Here is a 20614-nt window from a genome sequence, read left to right on the forward strand (position 1 = left end):
CAATGAACCAAGGTCGCACCCGTGAACACGTTGTGGTGTGCGGGGCGACCACCTCCGGAGGGAAGACATGCCCAACATCACCGTCGAGCTGCTGGCCGGCCGCACCCTCGAGCAGCGCCGCGAGTTCGCCAAGGCAGTCGCCGAGAACGCCGTCGAGATCCTGGGCGCCCGCCGCCAGGACGTCCGCATGGTCTTCAGCGAGATCACCCCCGACATCGTCGCCAACGGCGGCGTGCTCGCCAGCGAGGACGAGAGCCGCGCGGGCGTGGTCGCCGCCCTCGCGGACGACTGACGTCCGACTCGAAGAGAAGTAGGACAGCGTGGGCCCGGAGGATTCGTCCTCCGGGCCCACGCTGCTTCTACTTCAGCCTGAGCGTCACCCTGGTCTCCGCCGCGAGCACGAGCTCGCTGCCGAGGTAGGTCGCCGTCAGTGTCAGGTCCTTGCCCTTGGGCTGGGGCGTCTCGAGACGGACCTTCCCGTTCTCGAGCGTCCCGAGGAGTGTCTGACCGCCCTGGATCGCCACCCGCACCTGCCCGGTCACCCGGACGTCGTGCGGCGCGGTGAGCGACACGTCGATGACCGCCTTCTTCTTCGAGCCCTTCTTCGCCGTGATCTCCATGGTGGGCATCACCTTCTCCACCACTACCCGGACCTTCGACGACGACGCGCGGTGGTCGGCGTCGCCCCCGTAGCTCAGCGTCAGGTCGTAGACCCCCGGCCGGAGCGAGGTGGCCGGCAGGACGAGGGTTGCCCGTCCGTCCCCGATCGTGGCCGTCGCGAGCTCGGTGTCGCCGTTGCGCAGCTCGACCGAGCCCGTGGCCGTGTCCGGTGAGACCGCCACCGAGACCGTGCCCGCCGTGCCGTAGGTGATGGGCAGGGCCACCCCGGCCACCGCCGTCACCGCGGGTGACTTCACCGTGATGGTCACCGTGGCCGCCGCGGAGAGGTCTTCCCCGTCGTCGGCCCGGTAGGTGAAGACGTCCTTGCCGGAGAACCCGGCGTCGGAGGTGTAGGTGAAGGACCCGTCCGCCTCCAGCGTGACCTCGCCGTTGGCGGGCTGGGTCACCCCGGTGGCGGTCAGCACGTTGCCGTCGGCATCGGTGTCGTTGGCCAGCACGCCCGGCGCCGGGAGCGTGAGCGGTTGCCCGCCCACCGCCGCGTAGGCGTCGTTCGCCGCCTCCGGTGCCGTGTTGACCGGCGGCTGCTCACCCTCTTCGACGGTGATGGTCACGGTCGTCGCCGCCGACGTCGCCGCGCCGTCGGACGCCTTGTAGGTGAACGTGTCCGTCCCGAAGTACCCGCTGTCGGGCGTATAGGTGAACGAGCCGTCGGCCTCCAGCGCGACCTCACCGTTGGCCGGCTGCGTGAGCCCGGTAGCGGTCAGGTCGTCGCCGTCGACGTCGGTGTCGTTCGCCAGGAGCCCCGGCGCCTCCACGGACAGCGGCTCGTCCTCGACGGTGCCGTAGGCGTCTGCGGCGCCCACCGGCGCCGTGTTCGACGCCGGGCCGGCGTGCAGGTCGCCCACCTGTTCGGCGGTCAGCTCGTACCCGAACATCCGGAAGTCGTCGACCAGGCCGTCCCAGCGGGCGTCCGGCCAGCTCGTGCCGCCGATGAGGTTCGTCGTCGTCTGCCCGCCAACGCCGATGTCACCGATGCTGACGGTGAAGTCGTCGCGCGTGGCCTGCAGCTCGCCGTCGAAGTAGATCTTCCCGACCGACCCGCTCTGGGTGAACACCACGTGCGTCCACTCGTTGAGCGGGAGGTCGTTGCCCTGGCCCAGCACCAGACGCTCCTGGGCGCTGCCCGGGGTGCCCGGCGCCTTGAACGTCGCGGCGAAGCCGGTGGCCCCGCTGGTCTGGGTGTTGGACTGCAGCAGGAAGAACGTGTCGGTGCTGCTGCCGATCTGCAGCAGCGGCACCCACGTGGGCAGGGCGTCCGGACGGGCCCAGATCGACACGCTGAACTGGTCGTCCATGCCCGCGTCGATGTTGTCCGGCAGCTCTACCTGGTTGCCCGTACCCGACGCGCCGCCGGGCAGGTTGATGCCCGTACCGAACCGCCCGTCCGGGGTCCAGCCGGCAGACCCGCCGAGCGTCGCCGCCCCCACGGAGCTGTCCAGGCCGGTGTTGGCCGCCGTCGTGCCCTGGCCCTCGTCGAAGGCGTAGTGGATCGGCGTCCCCTCACCGGGCGGCGGTCGCTCGACCGTGTGCTTGACGGTCTGCGCGGAGTCGCGCCACCCGTCGTCGGCGAGGAAGCGGACCTGCACGTCGTGCTCACCCGGGGAGAGCGCGACGTCGGCGAACGACACCGCCCCGGCGGCCACGTCGGCCTGACCGCCCACGCGGGCCCCGTCGACCCACAGCTCGGCGACGCCCGCCGGGGCTCCGCCGCTCGCGGCCGCGAAGGCTCCGGTGACGGTCACCGGCTCGGCGAACGGCGACGGGGAGACCGGCTCGACCGTGACCGTGGTGGTCGTGGCGAGCGCGGTGCCGTCGTCGTACAGGGCGGCGATCTCGGCGTCGCCGAGCGTCGAGGTGTAGACGCGGACGTCGTCCATGAGGCCGTCGTACGCCGGGTCCGGGAACCCGTTGCGGCCCAGCCAGTTGTTGGCCGTCGGCCCGACGTCGGACATGTCGATCGTCAGGTCGTCGCGCGACGCGATCGGGTCGCCGTTGAGGTAGAGCGTGCCGGTCGCACCCTGCCGGGTGAACGCGACGTGGTTCCACTCGCCGGCCACCACGTCACGGGTCGGCGTGGCGTAGACCCGTTCCTGCAGCGCGGCGCCCTTGGCCTTGAACGTCGCCGCGAGCCCGGTCGCCCCTGCGGCGTTGGTCTGCATCTGGATCTGGAAGAAGCTGCCCGCGTCCGCGAGCCCGTCCCCGAGGTGGAACAGACCGATCCAGCTCGCCTTGGTGTCGGGCCGCACCCAGAACGAGGTGGTGAAGTCCGTCTCGCCCTGGAGCAGGTTGTCCGGCAGGTCCGCCGCGTTGGCGTTGGTGCCGCCCGTCAGATCGAGCGCGTCGCCGAAGACGCCGTTCTCGCTCCAGCCGGTAGCGCCGGTCAGGGTGGCGGCGCCCACCGCCGTGTCGGTCCCGCTGTTGGCGGCCCGGGTCCCGGTGCCCTCCTCGAACTCGTAGTGGACCGGGACGTCGGAGGCACCCGGGTCGGAGCCCACGATCACCACGTCGTCGATCATGACCCCCGCGCCGGAGTCCCCGGCGGCGATGGTCAGGTCCTGCGACCGGGCCCCCGCGGTGAAGGTGCCGACGTACGTGCCGAACTTGCTCTGCGACGACAGGTCCGGCGCTGCCGACAGGGTCGTCGACAGGTCGCCGATAGTGAGGTCCGCCGTGCCGGGTGCGGTGCCGGCGGACCGGCTGTCGCGGGCGTAGCGCAGCGAGAGGCGGTACTCACGCCCCGGGTCGAGACCCTTGACCGTGCGCGTCAGGCTGCCCTCGCTGCCCACACCGAGGTGATAGCCCGTGGCGCCGAGGCCGCCCTGGCTGGAGGCCGCGGCGCGGACCAGCTGGACCTCGCTGTCGACCTCCCACGGGGACATCCGGCCGTTGCCGGGCTCGACGTCCACCACTGCCGGCGGGTTGGCGGAGCGCCACTCGGCCGGGATGCGCGGGTACTCGAGCTGGTCGACCAGGTGCGGGGCGCGGGCGTCCATCTCGACGGTCGGGTCGATCTGGACGATGTCGGCCACCGACGGCGTGCCGTCCTCGTCGAAGACGAACAGCATGTACGCGCCGGGCGGGGCGTAGGTGCCGTCGACCGGCGTCTCGATGGTGAGGTCGCCGCCCTCCTGGGCGAACGCCAGGTCCTGGAAGTTCTGGTCGTTGTTGAACCCGTGCGTCACCGAGCCGTTGCGGACCAGCGTGACGCGGGAGACCCCGGCGTCGGCCTGCACGTCGAAGGTGCCGTCGTAGCCCACCTTCTTCGGGACGCCCGAGACCTGAGGACGCTCCGCCGGCTGGTTGCCGTCGAAGAGGTAGGACGGCGAGTAGAACTCCACGTCCGTGTAGTTGCGCGGGCCCGGCGTGCCGCCGCCGCCCACCATCAGGCGGCCGTCGGGCAGGAGCAGAGCCGTCGAGTGGTAGAGCCGGGCGTGCTCGTAGGGCACGTCCACCACCGTCCACTCACCGGTGTCGGGGTCCCAGATCTCGGCGGTGGTGACGTAGCCGCCGTTGCCGTTGTTGTCCCGCGAGCCGCCCGTGACGATCACGTCGCCGTCGGGCAGCACCGTGGAGGTGGCCCAGTGCCGCTGGTGCTTCATCGGCTCGGTCGCCTCGACCACCGGGGCGTCGGTGCCGCCGGTGATGTCGACGGTGAGGCCGGCGCGAGCACCGGCCGGTCCCCCGCCGTTGGCCCACCAGCCGCCGCCCACCTGCAGGATCTTGCCCGGGCGGTACATGGTCGCCGTCGACGTGGCGCCCACCGGGTTGCCGAGCCCGCCCTGGTTGGCGACGTCCGCGGGCAGGGTGCCCCGGAGCGTGATCTCGCCGTCGCCCGAGGGGTCGAGCTCGTACATCTGGGTGCCGGTGATGTTGAAGACGTTGCCGCTGCCCGGCGCGACGAACGCGCGCGGGTACCACCAGCGGTTCTCGTCGGGTCCGTTGCCGTTGCCGCCGTCGCCGTACGCGGCGGCGCTGGTGGCGCCCTCCAGCAGCTTCCAGGAGCTGCCCTCGTCCGGGGTGTAGATCTCCGGGGTCAGCACGCCGGGGCCACCGGGGCCGCCCTTGAGGCTGCCGCCCTGGACGACGACGGAGCCGTCGGGCAGCGTGGTCCCCGTGGGGTACCAGCGCGGGAAGTTCATCGGGGCCTCGGTGCGCAGGCCCTGGTTCGTCGTGTAGCTGGTGACACCGAGCGACCCGTCGTTGGGCGCGTTGCCGCCCAGGCTGTCGTCGCCGCCGACGGTCATCGTGGCCCGCCGGTGCGGCATCTGCACCTGCATCGAGCAGAACAGGTCGGTGTAGGTCGAGTTCGTGACGACGTTGTCGCTCACGTTCGCGGTGGTGCGCGGCTCCGCCGGGTCCCAGACGTCGATCTCCATCTGGCCGCCCTGCGTGACGCACGAGTTGCCGCCGAAGTCGTAGGGCGTGCTGTCGGTGCAGCCCGACGAGACGCTGCCGAACGACTGGACCTTGCCGTCGGACGTCAGCGCCGCGTTGATCGGGACCAGCGGCCAGGGCGTGACGCCGCTCCAGGAGCCCTGCTCGGACTTGTCCGGGGGCGAGCAGTCGGCCGGCAGCAGGCCCGAGGAGTAGGCCAGGCCGTTCTTCATCTGCGTGCGGATCGGGGCCTCGGAGTACGCCGAGCCCTCGTGTCCCATCCCGGAGTACCAGGAGCGGCCCTCGTCGATCTCCTGACACCAGGTGATCGGGTGGTTGGTGCCGTTGTTGCCGCCGCCGTACGACGACTCGTCGGCGTTCAGCAGGGTGCGCACGTTGGGCGCGGGGTTGACCAGCCAGTCGTACCATTCGTCGCTGCGCGTGAAGTCGGCGGGCAGCCCCTGGGTCAGCGGGTGCGCGGCGTCCTTGACCACCACCCGGCCCGGGCGGACCGCGGGGTTCTCGGGGTGTCCCTCGGACATCGCGCCCACGAGCCGGGCGTAGAACGGGTTCACGTCGTGCTCGCTCTGCCCGACCGACCAGCCCGCGTAGTGCAGGCCCATGTACCCGCCGCCGCCGCGGATGTAGGCCTCGAGCGCCGCACGCTGGGCCACGTTGAACAGGACGCCTCCGGTCTGGGCGAAGGCGACCGTGTCCTTGGTCGCGAGGTTCTCCGTGGTGAAGGCGGCGGGGTCCTCGGTCTCCTGGATCTCGACCGGCTGGTCGTACTCGACGCCCAGGTCCGTGACGAGGTCGCGGATGGCCTGGCGGGCCTGGACGTGGGAGGCGTGGAAGTTGGGCTTGTAGAACAGCAGGACGCGCAGGACTCCATCGTCGACGGAGCCGACGGCGGCCTGCGCGGACGTGTCGGGGGCGGCCTGCGCCACGCCGCTCGCGAGGGGTAGGGCCACCGCGAGGGCGGCCAGCATGGCCGTCAGGCGCGCGGGCGCCCGGCGGGGGCGGCGCGCGGGGCGCCGCAGGTCAGGTCTGCGCAACAGGTTCATCGTTGAATCCCTTTTCGCACGTGGTTGTGTGGGGGTATGACGGCGACCCGGGCGGCCGGCCCGTGGAAGGCCGGCCGCCCGGACCGCGACGCACGGTCAGCGCAGCTCTGCGATGACCGTCTTCAGCTCCGTGTAGTCGTCCAGGCCGAACGACCCCAGCTCGCGGCCCCAGCCGGACTGCTTGAAGCCGCCCCGCGGGAGGGTGACGTCGTCCGCGTGCCAGGTGTTGAGCCAGACCGTGCCGGCCCGCAGCTTGCTCCCGACCCGGTGGGCGGTGCTGAGGTCGCGCGACCACACGCCTGCCGCCAGGCCGTAGACCGTGTTGTTGGCCGCCGCGACGACCTCGTCCTCGGTGTCGAACGGGATGGCGGTGATGACGGGTCCGAAGATCTCGTCGGTCTGGACGGCCATCTGCTCGGTGACACCGGTGATGAGGGTCGGCGCGAAGAAGTAGCCGTTCTCGGCGGCCGGGTCGGCGCTGCCCGCGGCGAGCGTGGCGCCGTCGGCCACCGCCCCGCGGACGTAGCCCATGACCTTCTCGTGCTGCTCCTGCGAGACGAGCGGCCCCATCGTGGTCGCCGGGTCGAACGCGTCTCCGACCTTGATGGCCCTGGCCGCCGCGGCGACACCCTCGATCACCTGGTCGAACACCTCACGCTGGACGTACAGGCGCGAGCCGTTGACGCAGCACTGGCCCTCGTTGAAGTAGCCGGCCAGCGCGGCGCCGGCGATCGCGGCGTCGAGGTCGGCGTCCGCGAAGATGATGTTGGGCGCCTTGCCGCCGAGCTCCAGCGACACCTTCTTGAGGTTCTTCGACGCGCCGGCGGCGATCTTCTTGCCCACCTCGGTGCTGCCCGTGAAGGCGACCTTGTCGACGCCGGGGTGGTCGACCAGCGCCGCGCCCGCGTCCCCGAACCCGGGCAGGATGTTGACGACACCGGCCGGGACGCCGGCCTCCAGCAGCAACTCGCCGAGCCGGAGCGCGGTGAGCGGGGTCTGCTCGGCCGGCTTGAGCACGATCGTGTTGCCCGCCGTGATGGACGGGACGATCTTGAACGCCGCCATGGTCAGCGGGAAGTTCCACGGCACGATGCCCGCGACGACGCCGATCGCCTCGCGGCGGGTGTAGGCGTGGAAGTCGCGGCCGGGCACCGACATCGGGATCGTCGTGCCCTCCATCTTGGTGGCCCAGCCCGCGAAGTACCGGAACAGCTCGGCGGCCACGCCGACGTCGCCCCGCGCGGACGCGAGGCTCTTGCCGTTGTCGAGCGACTCGAGCTGCGCGAACTCCTCGGTGCGCTCGTCGATCATGTCGCCGATACGCCACAGCAGGTGCGAGCGGTCGCGCGGGGTCATCGTCGACCAGGGGCCCGACTCGAACGCGTTGCGCGCGGCCACGACCGCCCGGTCGGCGTCGACCGCGGAGGCCTGGGCGACGTGGACGAGGACCTCCGCCGTCGCGGGGTTGACCGTCGCGAAGGTCTGGCCGTCCTTGGCGTCCACCCATTCGCCGTCGATCAGCAGCTGCCGGGGCGAGGAGAGGAAGGAGGAGACGGCGGGCAGGAGCTGGGGATTCTCGGACATGAGAGCCTTCCGTGGTTTTCTAGGGTTCGAGGTCGTTCGTGGGGCTGAGACATGGCGGCGCGGCTACTTGATGATCAGGACCTTCGATCGGTCGAGGGTGAGCGCGACGGCGGCGACGATGATCGCGCCGTAGAGGATCTGCTCCCAGGCCGACGGGACGCCGACGATCGGCAGCCCGACCCGGAGCAGCGTCACCACGAGCGCACCGGCGAGGCTGCGCCACAGCGAGCCGTGGCCGCCGGTGATGGCGGTCCCGCCCACCACGATGGCAGCGACCGCCGGCAGCAGCAGGTTGTCGGCCATCGACGGGCTGCCGCTGAAGTTCCGGGAGACCAGCATGACGGCGGCCAGGCCGGCGCACGCACCGGAGACGGTGAACGCGGCGACCTTGACCAGGTCGACCGGCGCACCGCCCAGCCGGGCCGCCGACTCGGAGTAGCCGGTGGCGCGGACCCAGGTCTCGAGCGGGGTGAGCCGGAGCACCAGCGAGATGACCGCGACGACCACCAGCGCGACCACGAACGCCATCGGCACCACGCCGCCCACGTAGAGGGTGAGCCAGTTGGTGGTGTCCCGGTCGACCACCCGGATCGGCCCGGCGTCGGAGATCACCAGGGCGATCGCGGAGAAGATGCTCATGCCGCCCAGGGTGACGATGAACGAGGGGATGCGGAGCAGCACGTGGGTGACGCCCTGCAGCGCCCCGATCGCGGCGGTGGCCGCGATGATCGCGACGGTGGTGAGCCCCCCGAGGTCGGGCAGCCACAGCGCGAAGAAGACTGTCGCGAGCGAGCAGAGCGCGGCGATCGACAGGTCGATGCCGCCGCACAGGACCACCAGGGTGGCACCGGCCGCGAGCACGACGAGCGGCGCCGAGGTGCGGACCGCCGCGGTGAGGCTGTTCAGCGTCAGGAAGCTGGGGTCGGCGATCGTCAGCGCTGTCAGCAGCACGACGAGCGCGATGACCGGCATGAACGACGTCAGGCGCTGGCCGAGGGTGGGGCGCGCCAGGACGACGGCGTCGGGGGCCGGCGTCGTGAGGACGGGTGCGGACACGGTCAGACCATCTCCTTGACGAGGTCGAGCGGGGTCGGCTTGCCCCCGGCGGGGGCGGCGACCTCGGTGGTGGCCCGGCCGTCGCTCATCACGATGATCCGGTCGGACATCCCTATCGCCTCCTCGAGGCTGTCGGCGAGCAGCACCGTGGCGACGCCGCCGGCCGCGAGCTCCCGCATCAGGCGGTACACCTCCGAGCGGGCCCCGATGTCGAGCCCGCGGGTCGGGTGGTCGAGCAGCAGCAGGCGGACGTCGCCGGCCACCAGCCAGCGGGCCAGCACCACCTTCTGCTGGTTGCCGCCCGACAGGCGCTGGATCGCGGTGCCCCGGTGCGGGGTGCGGATCGAGAGCCGCTCGATCCACCTGTCCACCAGCGTGGCCTGCTTGCGCGGCCGCACCACGGGGCCGGTGCAGCGCGCCTGCTGCTTGGTGAGGGTCATGTTGTCGGCCACCGACATCGGACCCACCATGCCCTCGGTCTTGCGCTCGGCCGGCACGTAGCCGACGCCGGCGGCGCAGGCCGCGCGGGTGCCGGACAGGTCGAGCCGCTCGCCGTCGAGCACCACCTCGCCCGCCGTGGTGGGCTCGGCGCCGAACAGCGCCCGGCACACGTCCTCGCGGCCCGAGCCGTGGACGCCGACGATGCCGACGATCTCGCCCGCGTGCACGTCGAGGTCGACGTCGCGGAAGGTCTTGCCGGTCAGGCCGCGGACCACGAGGCGGGGCCTGCGGGGTTCGTCCGAGCGCTCGTCGGCCCCCTCGTGCGACCCCTCGGCGGCCCCGCCGTGGTAGTGGTCGTCGGACCCGGTGGAGCCGATCATCATGCGGTGCAGCTCGGCCGGGGCGGCGTCCGCGGCGGGCAGCTCCCCCACCGACCGGCCGCCGCGCAGCACTGCCACGCGGTCGCAGACGTCGAGCACCTCGTCGAGCCGGTGCGAGACGAAGACGACCGACGCGAACTCGCGCAGCCTGCGCACCTGGGTGAACAGGGTCTCGATCTCCTTCGACTCCAGCACCGAGGTGGGCTCGTCGAGGATGATCACCGGCGGGTGGGACGTGCGCTCCTCGATGCGGAGCACCTTGGCGATCTCGACCATCTGCCGGTCGGCGAAGCTCAGGGTGTCGGTGCGGGCGAGGGGGTCGATGTGCGACCCGATCTTGTCGAGCTGTTCCTGCGCGAGCCTGCGCATCGTGCTCCAGCGGTAGACGCCGCGGCGCACGCCGGGCCCCTCGCTGCCGAGCACTATGTTCTCGGCGGCGGTGAGGTTGGGCACCAGCGACTGCTCCTGGAACACCATGCCGATGCCGTGGTCGGCGGCGTCCATGATGCTCCGCAGCCGCACCTTCTCGCCGCGCACCCAGATCTCGCCGCCGTCCGGCCGCACCAGGCCGACCAGGGCCTTGAGCAGCGTGGACTTGCCCGCGCCGTTCTCGCCGGCCAGGCCGAGCACCTCGTGCTGGCGCACGACCAGGTCGACGCCGTCGAGCGCCTTGACGCCCGGGTAGTGCTTGACCAGGCCGCGCACCTCGAGCGCGGGCACGGGTGCCGGTGTCCTCGGCTCGGGCTGGGCCTGCAGGTCGGTGGTCATTTGGTCACCTGGTTCCTACGACGCTGTGGGATGACGGCGGCCGCGACGGCCGCGACGACGATGAGGCCCTGGACCCCGCCCTGCCAGTAGGGGCTCACCCCTACCTGGACCAGGCCGTTGGTGAGGACGGTCACGAGCAGCACCCCGACGGTGGAGTGCAGGATGCCGCCGCGGCCGCCGATGAGCAGCGTGCCACCGACGACGGCGGCGGTGATGGCAGAGAAGTCGTAGCCCCGGCCTGCCTGGACGAGCCCCGCGCCGAGCTGGCTCGTGACCAGCACGCCGGCGAGGCCGTAGAACGCACCGGCCATCGTGAAGACCGCCACCTTGTACGGCGCGACCCGCACGCCGGACAGCGCCAGCACCTCTTCGGCGCCGCCGATCGCGAACGCGTACCGGCCCAGGCGCGTGTAGCGCTGCACGAGCCAGCCCACGAGCACGCAGGCCAGCGCGATCCACGTCAGGCGGGCCAGGCCCAGGAACCGCTCGACCGCCCAGCCCTCGAGCATCGGGTCGGAGACGTTGGGCTGCACCCCCGCGAACATGAGGGTGGCCAGGCCGAGACCCACCGCGGAGATGCCGAGGGTCGTCATGAACGACGGCACCTTCAGCACGACCAGAGCGAGCCCGCTGAGACAGCCGAGGGCGGCAGCCAGGAGGACGGCGACGGCGACCGCGAGCAGCCCCAGGTCGTTGTCGTTGCGGTTGTTGGCCGCCAGGAGGGCGACCGTGATCGCGGCCGCCCCCATGATGCCGGGTGCGGACAGGTCGATCGACCCCATCATCAGCACGAAGCTGATGCCGCAGGTCACGACCGCGAGCACCGCCGCGGCGTCCAGGACGTTCTGCACGTTCGAGACGGTCCGGAAGTCAGGGCTGAGGACTGCGAAGACGCCGAAGATCACGACCAGGGCGATCGGCGGACCGGCGTCCCGCAGTGACACCCCCCGCCGAGGCCGGGGGCGCTGCGCAGGGTCGGTGCCGACTTCTGTGCCGGCCCCTGCGCCGGCCCCTGTGCCTGTCTCGGTGGGGGGTGCCATGGTCACGAGATCGCGCCCTGCGACCGGCTGAAGAGGTTGTCGCAGGCGAAGTCGTCCGCGCTGACCTCCGGGGAGACGAAGTCGGCGACGTTGTCCTGCCCGATGAGGAACTGCTCGGCGAACCAGGCGCGGTCCTCGTCGGCGATGTCCTCGGCGGCGAGCTCGCCGGTGGCCACGCAGTAGCCGATGGCGAGGCCGATACCGCCCTGCCACGGGCCGTCGCTGGAGACGGTCGCCGTCATGGTGCCGTCCTGGATCGCGGTGAGCGCGTCCGGCACGGCGTCGATGCCGACCACCGCGACGTCGTCACGGCCGGCCTGCTGCAGCGCCTCGAGCGCGCCGAGCGCCATGTCGTCGTTCGCGGCCCAGATGCCCTTGACATCGTCGCCGTGCTTGGTGAGCAGCGTCTTGGTCACCTCCAGCGCCTCCGCGCGGGAGAAGTTGGCGGTCTGGTCGTCGAGCAGCTCGACGTCCGTGTTGGCCGCGAGAGACTCCTCGAGCCCGGCGAACCGGTCCTTGGCGGCGCCGGTGTCCAGGATGCCCTGCAGGGCCACGATGCCGCCCGAGCCGCCGATGGCCTCGGCCAGCGCGTCGCCGATCTGCTTGCCCGACTCCACGCCGTCGTAGGTGATGTGGGACAGCCACCGGTCGTAGTCGGTGACGTTCAGGTCGGCCGGCTTGTTCCACTGGGTGACGAGGTAGGCGCCCGCCTCCTCGGCCCCCTCCACGATGGGCGGGGTGTCGGAGTCGCCGTTGGGCAGGATGTTCATGACGAGGCACTCGGTGTCGCCCGCGAGCAGCTGGCTGATCTGCTCCTGCTGGCGCGTCGAGTCGCCGTCGTAGGTCAGGCGCTCCTGGGTGAGGCCGACCTGCTCGGCGAACGCGTCGCCGCCGTCCAGCCAGGCGGCCTCGTAGGGGTTGGACTCGTTGCGGACCTGGCCGACCAGGGTCACGTCCGCGGGGTCGCAGGCGGCGGCGCCGTCCCCGCCGGCGGCAGCGCCACCGCCGGCCTGTTCGGTGCAGCCCGTGAGGGTGGCGGCCGCCAGGGCGACGCCGATGACGGCGGCCGCGTGCCGGGCGGTGCTGTGTCGAGCGGTGGTGTGTCGAGAGGTGAACTTCATTGTCGTTCCTCTGTTTCGTTCTGTGCCGGTGACCGGCGGTGGGACTGATGGGAGAGGTGGGTCAGCGAGCCATCCAGCCGCCGTCCACGGCCAGGACGTGGCCGTTGACGTAGTCGGCGGCGGGCGAGCTGAGGAAGACGGCCGCTCCGGCGATGTCCTCGGCGGTGCCCCAGCGGCCGGCCGGGATGCGGTCGAGGATGGAGCGCGAGCGGTCCGCGTCCTCGCGGAGCGCCGTGGTGTTGTCGGTGACCATGTAGCCCGGCGCGATGGCGTTGACCTGGACGCCGTGGGGTCCCCACTCGTTGGCCAGCGCCTTGGTCACCCCGGCCACGCCGTGCTTGCTGGCGGCGTACGACACCACGCGCAGGCCGCCCTGGAAGGACAGCAGGCTCGCGATGCTGACGACCTTGCCGTGGCCCCGTTCGACCATCGGCCGGCCGAGCTGCTGGGTGAGGAAGAAGAGCCCGTTGAGGTTGACGTCGAGCACCCGCTGCCAGGACTCGCGGCCGACGGCGACGGAGTCTGCGCGGTCGATGATCCCGGCGTTGTTGATCACGATGTCGACCTGGCGCGAGTCGTTCAGCTCGGCGCTGACCCGCTCGACCGCGTCGAGGTCGCTCACGTCCAGGTCGACGACGTCGGCCTCCACGCCGAGGTCGGCGGCCAGATCGCGAGTGGTGTCCTGGTTGCCCGGCCGGCCGAGCAGGACGACGTCGGCGCCCGCCCGGGCGAGCCCGAGCGTGATCGCCCGGCCGAGGCCACGCCCGGCGCCGGTCACCACAGCGCGCCTGCCGTGCAGGTCGAAGGGCGAGCGCGCCTGGGTGGCCTGGGTGGCCGTCCCGGCAGCCGGGTCGGTGGTCACAGGTCCTCCAGCGGCACGGGGCTCAGGTCGGTGTAGGCGTTGTTCTCGCCGGCCATCGCCCAGATGAAGGCGTACGACCCGGTGCCGGCGCCGGAGTGGATCGACCACGGCGGGGAGATGACGGCCTCACGGTTGCGGAGCACGAGGTGGCGGGTGGCGCCGGGCTCGCCCATGAAATGGAAGACGCGGTCCTGCTCGTCGAGGTCGACGTAGCAGTAGATCTCGGTGCGGCGGCCGTGCAGGTGCGGCGGGAACGTGTTCCAGACCGAGCCGCCGGACACGACGGTGACGCCGAACTGGAGCACCGAGGACTCCACGTCCTGGCCCCAGACGTAGCGGAAGAGATTGCGCTCGTTGGCCGCCTCGGCCGAGCCGAGCGCGACGGGCTCCACCTCGCTGTGGACGAGCGCCCGGGTCGGGTAGGTCGCGTGGGCCGGGGCGGACACGAAGTAGAAGGCCGCGTCGGCACCGACGAAGGACACCTCGCTCCCCCTGCCGACGAAGAGGCCGTCGAGGTGGTCGAGCTCGAACTTCTCGTCGTCGACCACGACGTGGCCGGCAGCGCCCACGTTGACGACGCCGAGCTCGCGACGCTCGAGATGGGCCTCGGTGCCCAGTACGTCGGACCAGGCCGGGAGCCCGACCTGACCGGTCCCGGGAACCGCACCGCCGATCACCATCCGGTCGTCGTGGGTGTACGTGCCCCGGACCTCTCCGCTCACGAAGAGGTCTCCGACCAGGAAGTTCTCGCGCAGGTCCGCAGTAGTAGCAGTCTCCGCACTGGACGGAGATGTCGAATATCGAACCTGGATCACGCAGTCACCCCTCAATTTGTGAACTGTGTTCGTCTATGTGAACCTGCCCGACGATAGACGTGATCACGCTCACTGGTCAAGGGGTGGAAACCTGTCCATATATGCGAACTAGCGGTAGTGTTGTTTCACCCCGGGGACCGCCACGGTGGTGCGCCACGGTGGTGCGCAGAAGGACAGAGGAGAGCGTTCATGCAGCTTCAGAAGGAACTCCGCAAGGAGGTCGCCGGCTCCGCCGACGCCGGACCGGTCAAGTCCGCGGCCCGCGCCCTGGACCTGCTGGACGACATCGCAGCCAACGGCCCCGGAACCCAGCTGCAGCTCTCGACCCGCCTCAGCATCCCCAAGAGCAGCCTCCACGCCCTGCTGCGGACCATGGTCGACCGGGGCTGGCTGCAGACCGACCCCACCGGGAGCGTCTACCAGCTCGGCATCCACTCGCTCGTCGTGAGCTCGGCCTACCTCGACGGCGACCCGGTGCTGGCCCGCGCCACGTCCGTCCTCGACGAGGTGGCCGCCGCCACCCAGGAGACCGTGCACCTCGGCCGCCTCGACGGCGCCGACGTCATCTACACCGCCAAGCGCGAGTCGGTGCACCCGCTGCGCATGCACTCCGCCGTCGGACGCCGCCTGCCCGCGTACGCCACCTCGCTGGGGCGCGCCCTGCTCGCCGAGATGCCCGCCGAGTCCCGGGTCGACCTGGTGCCCGAGTCGATCGCCGCGATCACGCCGAACACGACCACCGACAAGGACGCCGTGCTCGAGATCATCGACCGCGCGGCCTACCAGGGCTACGCCACGGAGAGCGAGGAGTCGTGCATGGGCGTGCGCTGCTTCGGCGTCGCGCTCCCCTTCGGCCTCCACGCCGTCGACGCCATGAGCGTCGCCGTGCCGATCAGCCGCCTCGGCGACGGGCGCGAGGACCTCATCATCGAGACCCTGCTCAGCGTGAAGTCGCGCCTGGCGGCCGTGCACAACAACAGCCTGGTGCGCTGAGCGGGCGCCCGCCGAACCGCAAGTTAGCCGTCCGGCTGGCCGCCGAACCGAAGGTCACACGTCGATCGGACCGGTGATCAACTCGCAGGTTTCGGTTGGCCATCCGGATCAGCCCCTAACTTTCGGTTCGGCGCCCTCGGCAACCGAGCCTGATCGTCAGCCGCCGTTCCTCTCCGCGTCACCCCGGCGCCAGCATGCCCCGCCACGATGCGAGGCGTGGAAAACAAGCTCTCGCGCCGGTCCCTGCTCCAGGCTGCCGCGGCCGTCCCGATCCTGTCAGCAGCCGCAGCGACCGCAGCACCGACGACGGCCGTCGCCGCGACGGCACCCGCCGCGCCCACCACGTCGAGCGGGGGCCGCCCCGACACGGCGGACCCGCGGTTCACGATCGCCGTCCTGCCCGACACCCAGTACCTCCTGGACGACGGCGGCTCCGACGCCGAACCGGTCGCCGCGACGCTGCGCCACCTCGTGCGCGAGCAGGCGCGGGACAACATCGTCTTCATGGCGCACCTCGGCGACGTCACCGAGCACGGCACGGTGACCGAGATGCGGGCGGCGAGCCGCGCGTTCGACGCCGCCGGCCGCCTGCCCTACAGCGTGCTGGCCGGCAACCACGACGTCAGTGGCGACGACCAGCGGGGTGACACGCCCTACCTGCGCGCCTTCGGGCCGCAGCGGTTCTCCCGGATGAAGACCTACGGTGGCCCCTCCCCCGACGGTTACAACAGCTACCACGTCGTCCGTGGCGGTGCCCGGGAGTGGCTGGTCCTGGCGCTGGACTGGCGCGCCTCCGACGCCGGGCTCGCCTGGGCGCAGGGCGTGCTGGACGAGCACGCCGGGCTGCCCGCGATCCTGACCACGCACGACCTCGTCCGGGCCGAGGACGACGGCACCGCCCAGCTCTCCGACAACGGGCAGCGCCTCTGGGACCGCCTGATCCGGGGCAACGACCAGATCTTCCTCGCGCTCGGCGGGCACTACTGGCCGTCGGGCCGCACGACCATGACGAACGACGCCGGCCACCCCGTGCACCTGCACATCACCAACTACCAGGACCGCTACTACGGCGGCGCGGGCATGGTGCGGTACTACTCGTTCGACCTGGACCGCGGTGTGATCGACGTCGAGACGTTCTCGCCCTGGCTGGGAGCGAAGCGGGACCCCACGCCCCTGGAGTCGGAGCACGTAGAGCTCAGCGGCGACGTCGACCGGTTCACCGTCGAGATCGACTTCGACGAGCGCTTCGCCGCGTTCGCCCCGCCCGTGCTGCCCGTGCCGCTCCCGCCGTCGGCGGTCATGCCGCGCGGCACCGTCGCGTACTGGCGGTTCGACGAGGCCGGGCTTACCGCTCCGGGGGCCGACGGCGCCCCGGTCGCACCGGGCACCGTCGCACGCGACCTCACCGGGAACGGCAACGACCTCACCTCCTCGCTGCTGCACGCCAGCGGCCCGGAGACCCTGACCTGGTCGGCCGAGCACCACGACGCCCAGCCGGCCCACGCGAGCCTGCGCTTCGACGGCGGCAAGGGGCCCGACCGCGGCGCGGTGCTGCGGACCGGCCCGAACGCTCCGGTGAACAGCGCGAAGTTCGAGTCCGGCTACACGATCGAGACGTTCCTCAAGCTGCCCGAACCCTTCGAAGGGGATCACGCCTGGATGGGCATCCTCAGCTGGGAGGGCCGCGCGGGCGACGCCGGCAAGCACAGCGGCTGGTCCGACGACGAGCCGACGTGCAGCCTGAACCTCTCGGGCGAGCGGTTCCTGCAGTTCGTCGTCTACCCCGTTCCGGGCGACGCCGACCCGACCTCGTGGAGCCACGCGATCCCGGTCGGCCGCTGGATGCACGTCGCGCTCGTCAACGACGGCCGGCACACGGTGATGTACGTCGACGGGTCGAAGATCGTGCGCAACGCCGCCGAGGAGTCACGCGGCATCTCCACGCTCGGCAAGCCGTTCGCCATCGGCGGCACCCAGTACGACGAGAAGTACGAGCAGGGCTTCTACGGCTGGATCGGCGACACGCGGATCGTCTCGCGCGCGCTGCGGCCCGACCAGTTCCTCACGGCCAGGAGGCACTGAGGCGGGACCAGAGAATCACCCCCTCCGAACTCATTGCCTCCCGTGCGTCGAAGCGGTTACGCTCAGGCGCGCCATATCAATGCATAGCCATCATTGATCTCGCGCGTCGAAGCGGTTGCACTCGGGCGCGCACAGCCATCCTCTTGCCGAACGCTGACAGTGCTGTCAGCAACAGAAGGGTCGAACCGATGAAGCGTCGATCACTCCTCCTGGCCGCCCTCGCGGCTCCGCTCGCCGTCGCCGGCGTCACGCTCGCTCCGCCCGCCCCGGCCCAGGCCGCTACCTGGTCCTCCTCCGACCGGTGGGGCAGCTGGAACAACGGTGGGTACACGCTCTACAACAACATCTGGGGCGGCGGCCACGGAGCACAGACGATCTGGGCCAACTCCTACAACAACTGGGGCGTGTGGGCCAACCACCCGAACACCGGCGGCATCAAGTCCTACCCGAACGTGTCCTACAACCTCGGCCGGGACGTCTGGAACATGGGCAACGTCAACAGCCAAGCCAACGTCACCGTGCCCTCGGGCGGCTCCGGGCTGGCGTACAACACCGCCTACGACGTGTGGGGCAACGGGCACGACCACGAGATCATGATCTGGACGCAGTGGACGTCCAACGTCGGCCCGATCGGCAGCTACATCACCACCGTCACCCTCGGTGGACGCCGCTGGAGGTACTACCAGGGCCACAACGGCGGCAACCACGTCTACAGCTTCCTCGCGGAGTCCCAGAGCACCAACGCGTGGGTCGACATCACCGCCCACTGCCAGTGGCTGGTCAGCCAGGGCCGCATGCCGCGGGTGCGGATCGACCAGATCCAGTTCGGCTGGGAGATCACCTCGTCCTCGGGCGGCCGCGACTTCCGGTTGAACTCCTACTCGCTGAACCGATAGCTCACTGAACCGATAGGCCACGGCCGCACGGTGAAGCTGCCTCGGCCCGGCCGGGGCAGCTTCACCTCAAAGATCACCACGGGTTCCAGGGGTGATAAGTCCGAACCACCTGGACAAGAGCTCGGTGCGGGCTGAACATCAACAGATGAGCAACAGTGATGACGCTGTGGCAGAGGTAATCCCGCCCGTTCCTGGTTCCGGAGCCGGCATATCGGCTCGCGAGACATACCGCCATCTGCGGCTCATGCTCGTGACGCTACCGGCCCTGATGTTTCTCGCGATCCTGATCCTCGCCTTCACCGGGCACGTGGAGGGGTCCATCAGCGCGTACTACCTGGGTCCGATCCGCGACATATTCGTGGGCGCGATGGTGGGCACGGCCGTGTGCCTCGTCGTCTATCGAGGCTTCCCGGCATTCGAGGACTACACCCTCAACGTCGCCGGCTTCTATGCGATCTTCGTTGCCTTCGTGCCGACCGGCCTCGCCGAGAGTCTCGCTTCTCTCGGCGCCGAGGAGCGCCAGGAAGCGGTGAACGCACTTCGCATCACCATCGGTGCCGTCATCGCGGTCACCATGGTCTTTGTCGTTCTTGAACGACGGTTCGGCCACTGGTCGATCCCTGATCTGCTGGAACGACAGACAACACGATGGGTGTTCATCGTCACGAACGTGCTGGGCCTGGCGTTTCTCGCTCTCGTTCTTGTGAACGGATTTGCGAACGACAGTTTCCAGGGCATCCATCTTGCCGCGGCGGTTCTGTTGTTCCTGAGCCTGGCGGGCGCTGTGGCCAGCCACGCCTGGCCGGGCACTTTCGGCGGAACGGGGACCGGCGTCAAGGCGTATCGGACGATCTTCTTCCTGATGCTGACCGGGCTCCTGGTCGCCGTCGTGCTCTGGCGTCTGGGGTCGGAGTACACAGCGCTCGTCCTCGAGGCGTGGGAGATCGCATGCTTCTGCGCCTTCTGGGTCATGGAGGCCAGGCGCACGTGGCCGGCGACCGCCTGATCGAGTAGTCGGGCACTCCCTTCTCGTGTACCGGGCGCAGGGCGCGAGAGGATGAGCACATGCCCGCACCCGTCCGCCCCGGCCTGGCCGTCACCCCCGCGCTGACCATCCCCCGGGCAGAGCTCACAGAGCGGTTCTCGCGCGCCTCCGGCCCGGGCGGCCAGGGCGTGAACACGACCGACTCGCGCGTCGAGCTGTCCTGGGACGTCGGCCGGTCCGCCGTCCTGAGCGATACGCAGCGCGAGCGCGTCACGGACCGGCTCGCGGAGCGGCTGGTCGACGGCGTCCTCACCGTCGTCGCCTCGGAGAACCGGGAGCAGCGGCGCAACCGGGACGCCGCAGCCAAGCGCCTCGCGGCTCTCGTGGCCGACGCCCTCGCCCCTCCGCCGCGGACCCGCCGCCCCACGCGCGCGACGCGGGGCTCGCAGGAACGGCGGCTGACCGCCAAGAAGCAGCGGTCCACGACCAAGCAGCTGCGCTCGTCCAAGCCCCGGCGTGAGGACTGACGGTCGCAGTCCCCCAGTATTGGCCTTGCTTCCCTGTGCCAGTCTTCGACGGTGAACACGACCGACGTCGCACGTGCGATCGCAGCGGCAACCTCGATCGCCGCATCGCTCGACCTGCCGGCCGACGACGCAGTGGTTCTCCACAACTCGAACAAGCTGTCGCTGCGGCTGACGCCGTGCGACGTCTTCGCCCGGGTCGCCCCCGAGGGAGAAGAGGTCGCACAGTTCGAGGTCGAGCTGGCTCAGCGGCTCACCGCGGTCGGCAGCCCGGTGGGCTGGCTGGAGCCCCGGGCGGACCCGCGGGTGTACCGGCGCGACGGTTTCGCGGTGACGCTGTGGACCTACTACGAGCCGGCGTCACCGCCAGCCTCGCCGGCCGGGTACGCCGAGGCGCTGGAGCGGCTGCACACCGGCATGCGCGCGGTCGACCTGCCGAGCCCGAGGTTCACGGACCGGATCACCGAGGCGGAGGACGTCGTCGCCGACCCCGCCCGCTCGCCGGAGCTCGCCGACGCGGACCGGGCGCTGCTCGGCAGCAGGCTGGCGAGCCTGCGACAGGCGATAGTCGGCCGCGGCGCGGCAGAGCAGCTGCTCCACGGCGAGCCGCATCCGGGCAACGTGCTCAGCACGAAGGACGGCCCGTTGTTCATCGACCTCGAGACCTGCTGCCGTGGACCCGTCGAGTTCGACCTCGCGCACGCTCCCGTGGCGGTCGGCGAGCACTACCCCGGCGTCGACCATGGGCTGCTCGACGACTGCCGGCAGCTCGTCATCGCCATGATCGCGACGTGGCGCTGGGAGCTCGGTGACCAGTTCCCGAACGGGAGGCGGTTCGGCGAGGAGTGCCTGCGCCTGCTGCGTGCCGGTCCGCCCTGGCCGGCGCTCGGCACGCTCACCGAGGAGGTGGACGGTCCGTAGCCGGACCGTCCGTAGCGATCGCGTGTC

At 71.0% G+C, this 20614-nt stretch carries 15 protein-coding genes; 7 read left to right on the forward strand and 8 right to left on the reverse strand.

All coding sequences use genetic code 11. The features are described from left to right. The first annotated feature begins 67 nt into the window (after positions 1–67). Positions 68–292 carry a tautomerase family protein gene (locus tag ACQEVI_RS02205; protein ID WP_432894197.1) on the forward strand — a complete coding sequence of 75 codons (225 nt, stop codon included), beginning with the start codon at positions 68–70 and terminating at the stop codon, positions 290–292. A 67-nt stretch (positions 293–359) separates the two neighbouring features. Here ACQEVI_RS02205 and ACQEVI_RS02210 read toward each other — a convergent pair whose 3' ends face one another. From ACQEVI_RS02210 to kduI, 8 genes are all read right to left on the reverse strand, one after another. Next, positions 360–6119: a LamG-like jellyroll fold domain-containing protein gene (locus ACQEVI_RS02210; RefSeq protein WP_432894199.1), complete on the reverse strand. Its 5760-nt coding sequence runs from the start codon at positions 6117–6119 to the stop codon at positions 360–362. A gap of 96 nt (positions 6120–6215) precedes the next feature. Continuing rightward, positions 6216–7703 carry an aldehyde dehydrogenase family protein gene (locus tag ACQEVI_RS02215; RefSeq protein ID WP_432894201.1) on the reverse strand — a complete coding sequence of 496 codons (1488 nt, stop codon included), beginning with the start codon at positions 7701–7703 and terminating at the stop codon, positions 6216–6218. Positions 7704–7766: 63 nt separating this feature from the next. Next, positions 7767–8759: an ABC transporter permease gene (locus ACQEVI_RS02220; protein WP_432894203.1), complete on the reverse strand. Its 993-nt coding sequence runs from the start codon at positions 8757–8759 to the stop codon at positions 7767–7769. 2 nt (positions 8760–8761) lie between these two features. Then, on the reverse strand, positions 8762–10348 hold the full coding sequence (locus ACQEVI_RS02225; RefSeq protein WP_432894205.1) for a sugar ABC transporter ATP-binding protein: 1587 nt from the start codon (positions 10346–10348) through the stop codon (positions 8762–8764). Continuing rightward, the gene (locus ACQEVI_RS02230; RefSeq protein WP_432894207.1) at positions 10345–11292 is read right to left on the reverse strand and encodes an ABC transporter permease; all 948 of its coding nucleotides are present in this window, start codon (positions 11290–11292) and stop codon (positions 10345–10347) included. The genes ACQEVI_RS02225 and ACQEVI_RS02230 overlap by 4 nt, the downstream gene beginning before the upstream one ends. A gap of 98 nt (positions 11293–11390) precedes the next feature. Beyond that, positions 11391–12509, reverse strand: a complete 1119-nt coding sequence (locus tag ACQEVI_RS02235; protein ID WP_432894209.1) for a sugar ABC transporter substrate-binding protein — start codon at positions 12507–12509, stop codon at positions 11391–11393. Between the two features lie 61 nt (positions 12510–12570). Then, entirely contained in the window at positions 12571–13371 is an 801-nt protein-coding gene (locus ACQEVI_RS02240) for an SDR family oxidoreductase (protein ID WP_432894211.1), read from the reverse strand. Next, positions 13368–14186, reverse strand: coding sequence for a 5-dehydro-4-deoxy-D-glucuronate isomerase (gene kduI / locus ACQEVI_RS02245; protein WP_432894213.1), 819 nt, complete (start codon positions 14184–14186; stop codon positions 13368–13370). The genes ACQEVI_RS02240 and kduI overlap by 4 nt, the downstream gene beginning before the upstream one ends. Before the next feature lie 189 nt (positions 14187–14375). On the opposite strand from kduI, the gene ACQEVI_RS02250 reads away from it, so the two are divergent. The 6 genes from ACQEVI_RS02250 (at position 14376) to ACQEVI_RS02275 (ending at position 20587) form a co-directional block, all read left to right on the forward strand. Next, a complete protein-coding gene (locus ACQEVI_RS02250) occupies positions 14376–15179 on the forward strand; it encodes an IclR family transcriptional regulator (protein WP_432894215.1) in 804 nt (267 codons plus the stop codon). A 207-nt stretch (positions 15180–15386) separates the two neighbouring features. Continuing rightward, a complete protein-coding gene (locus tag ACQEVI_RS02255) occupies positions 15387–17261 on the forward strand; it encodes a LamG-like jellyroll fold domain-containing protein (RefSeq protein WP_432894217.1) in 1875 nt (624 codons plus the stop codon). Between the two features lie 188 nt (positions 17262–17449). Further along, entirely contained in the window at positions 17450–18157 is a 708-nt protein-coding gene (locus tag ACQEVI_RS02260) for a GH12 family glycosyl hydrolase domain-containing protein (RefSeq protein WP_432894219.1), read from the forward strand. Positions 18158–18302: 145 nt separating this feature from the next. Beyond that, positions 18303–19163 carry a hypothetical protein gene (locus ACQEVI_RS02265; RefSeq protein WP_432894221.1) on the forward strand — a complete coding sequence of 287 codons (861 nt, stop codon included), beginning with the start codon at positions 18303–18305 and terminating at the stop codon, positions 19161–19163. Between the two features lie 59 nt (positions 19164–19222). Beyond that, the gene (gene arfB, locus ACQEVI_RS02270; protein ID WP_432894223.1) at positions 19223–19669 is read left to right on the forward strand and encodes an alternative ribosome rescue aminoacyl-tRNA hydrolase ArfB; all 447 of its coding nucleotides are present in this window, start codon (positions 19223–19225) and stop codon (positions 19667–19669) included. Positions 19670–19720: 51 nt separating this feature from the next. Further along, positions 19721–20587 (forward strand): phosphotransferase, encoded by an 867-nt coding sequence (locus ACQEVI_RS02275; RefSeq protein WP_432894225.1) that lies wholly within the window; start codon positions 19721–19723, stop codon positions 20585–20587. Positions 20588–20614 lie beyond the last annotated feature (27 nt).

This window comes from Promicromonospora sp. CA-289599 (assembly GCF_050936155.1).
GTDB lineage: Bacteria > Actinomycetota > Actinomycetes > Actinomycetales > Cellulomonadaceae > Promicromonospora.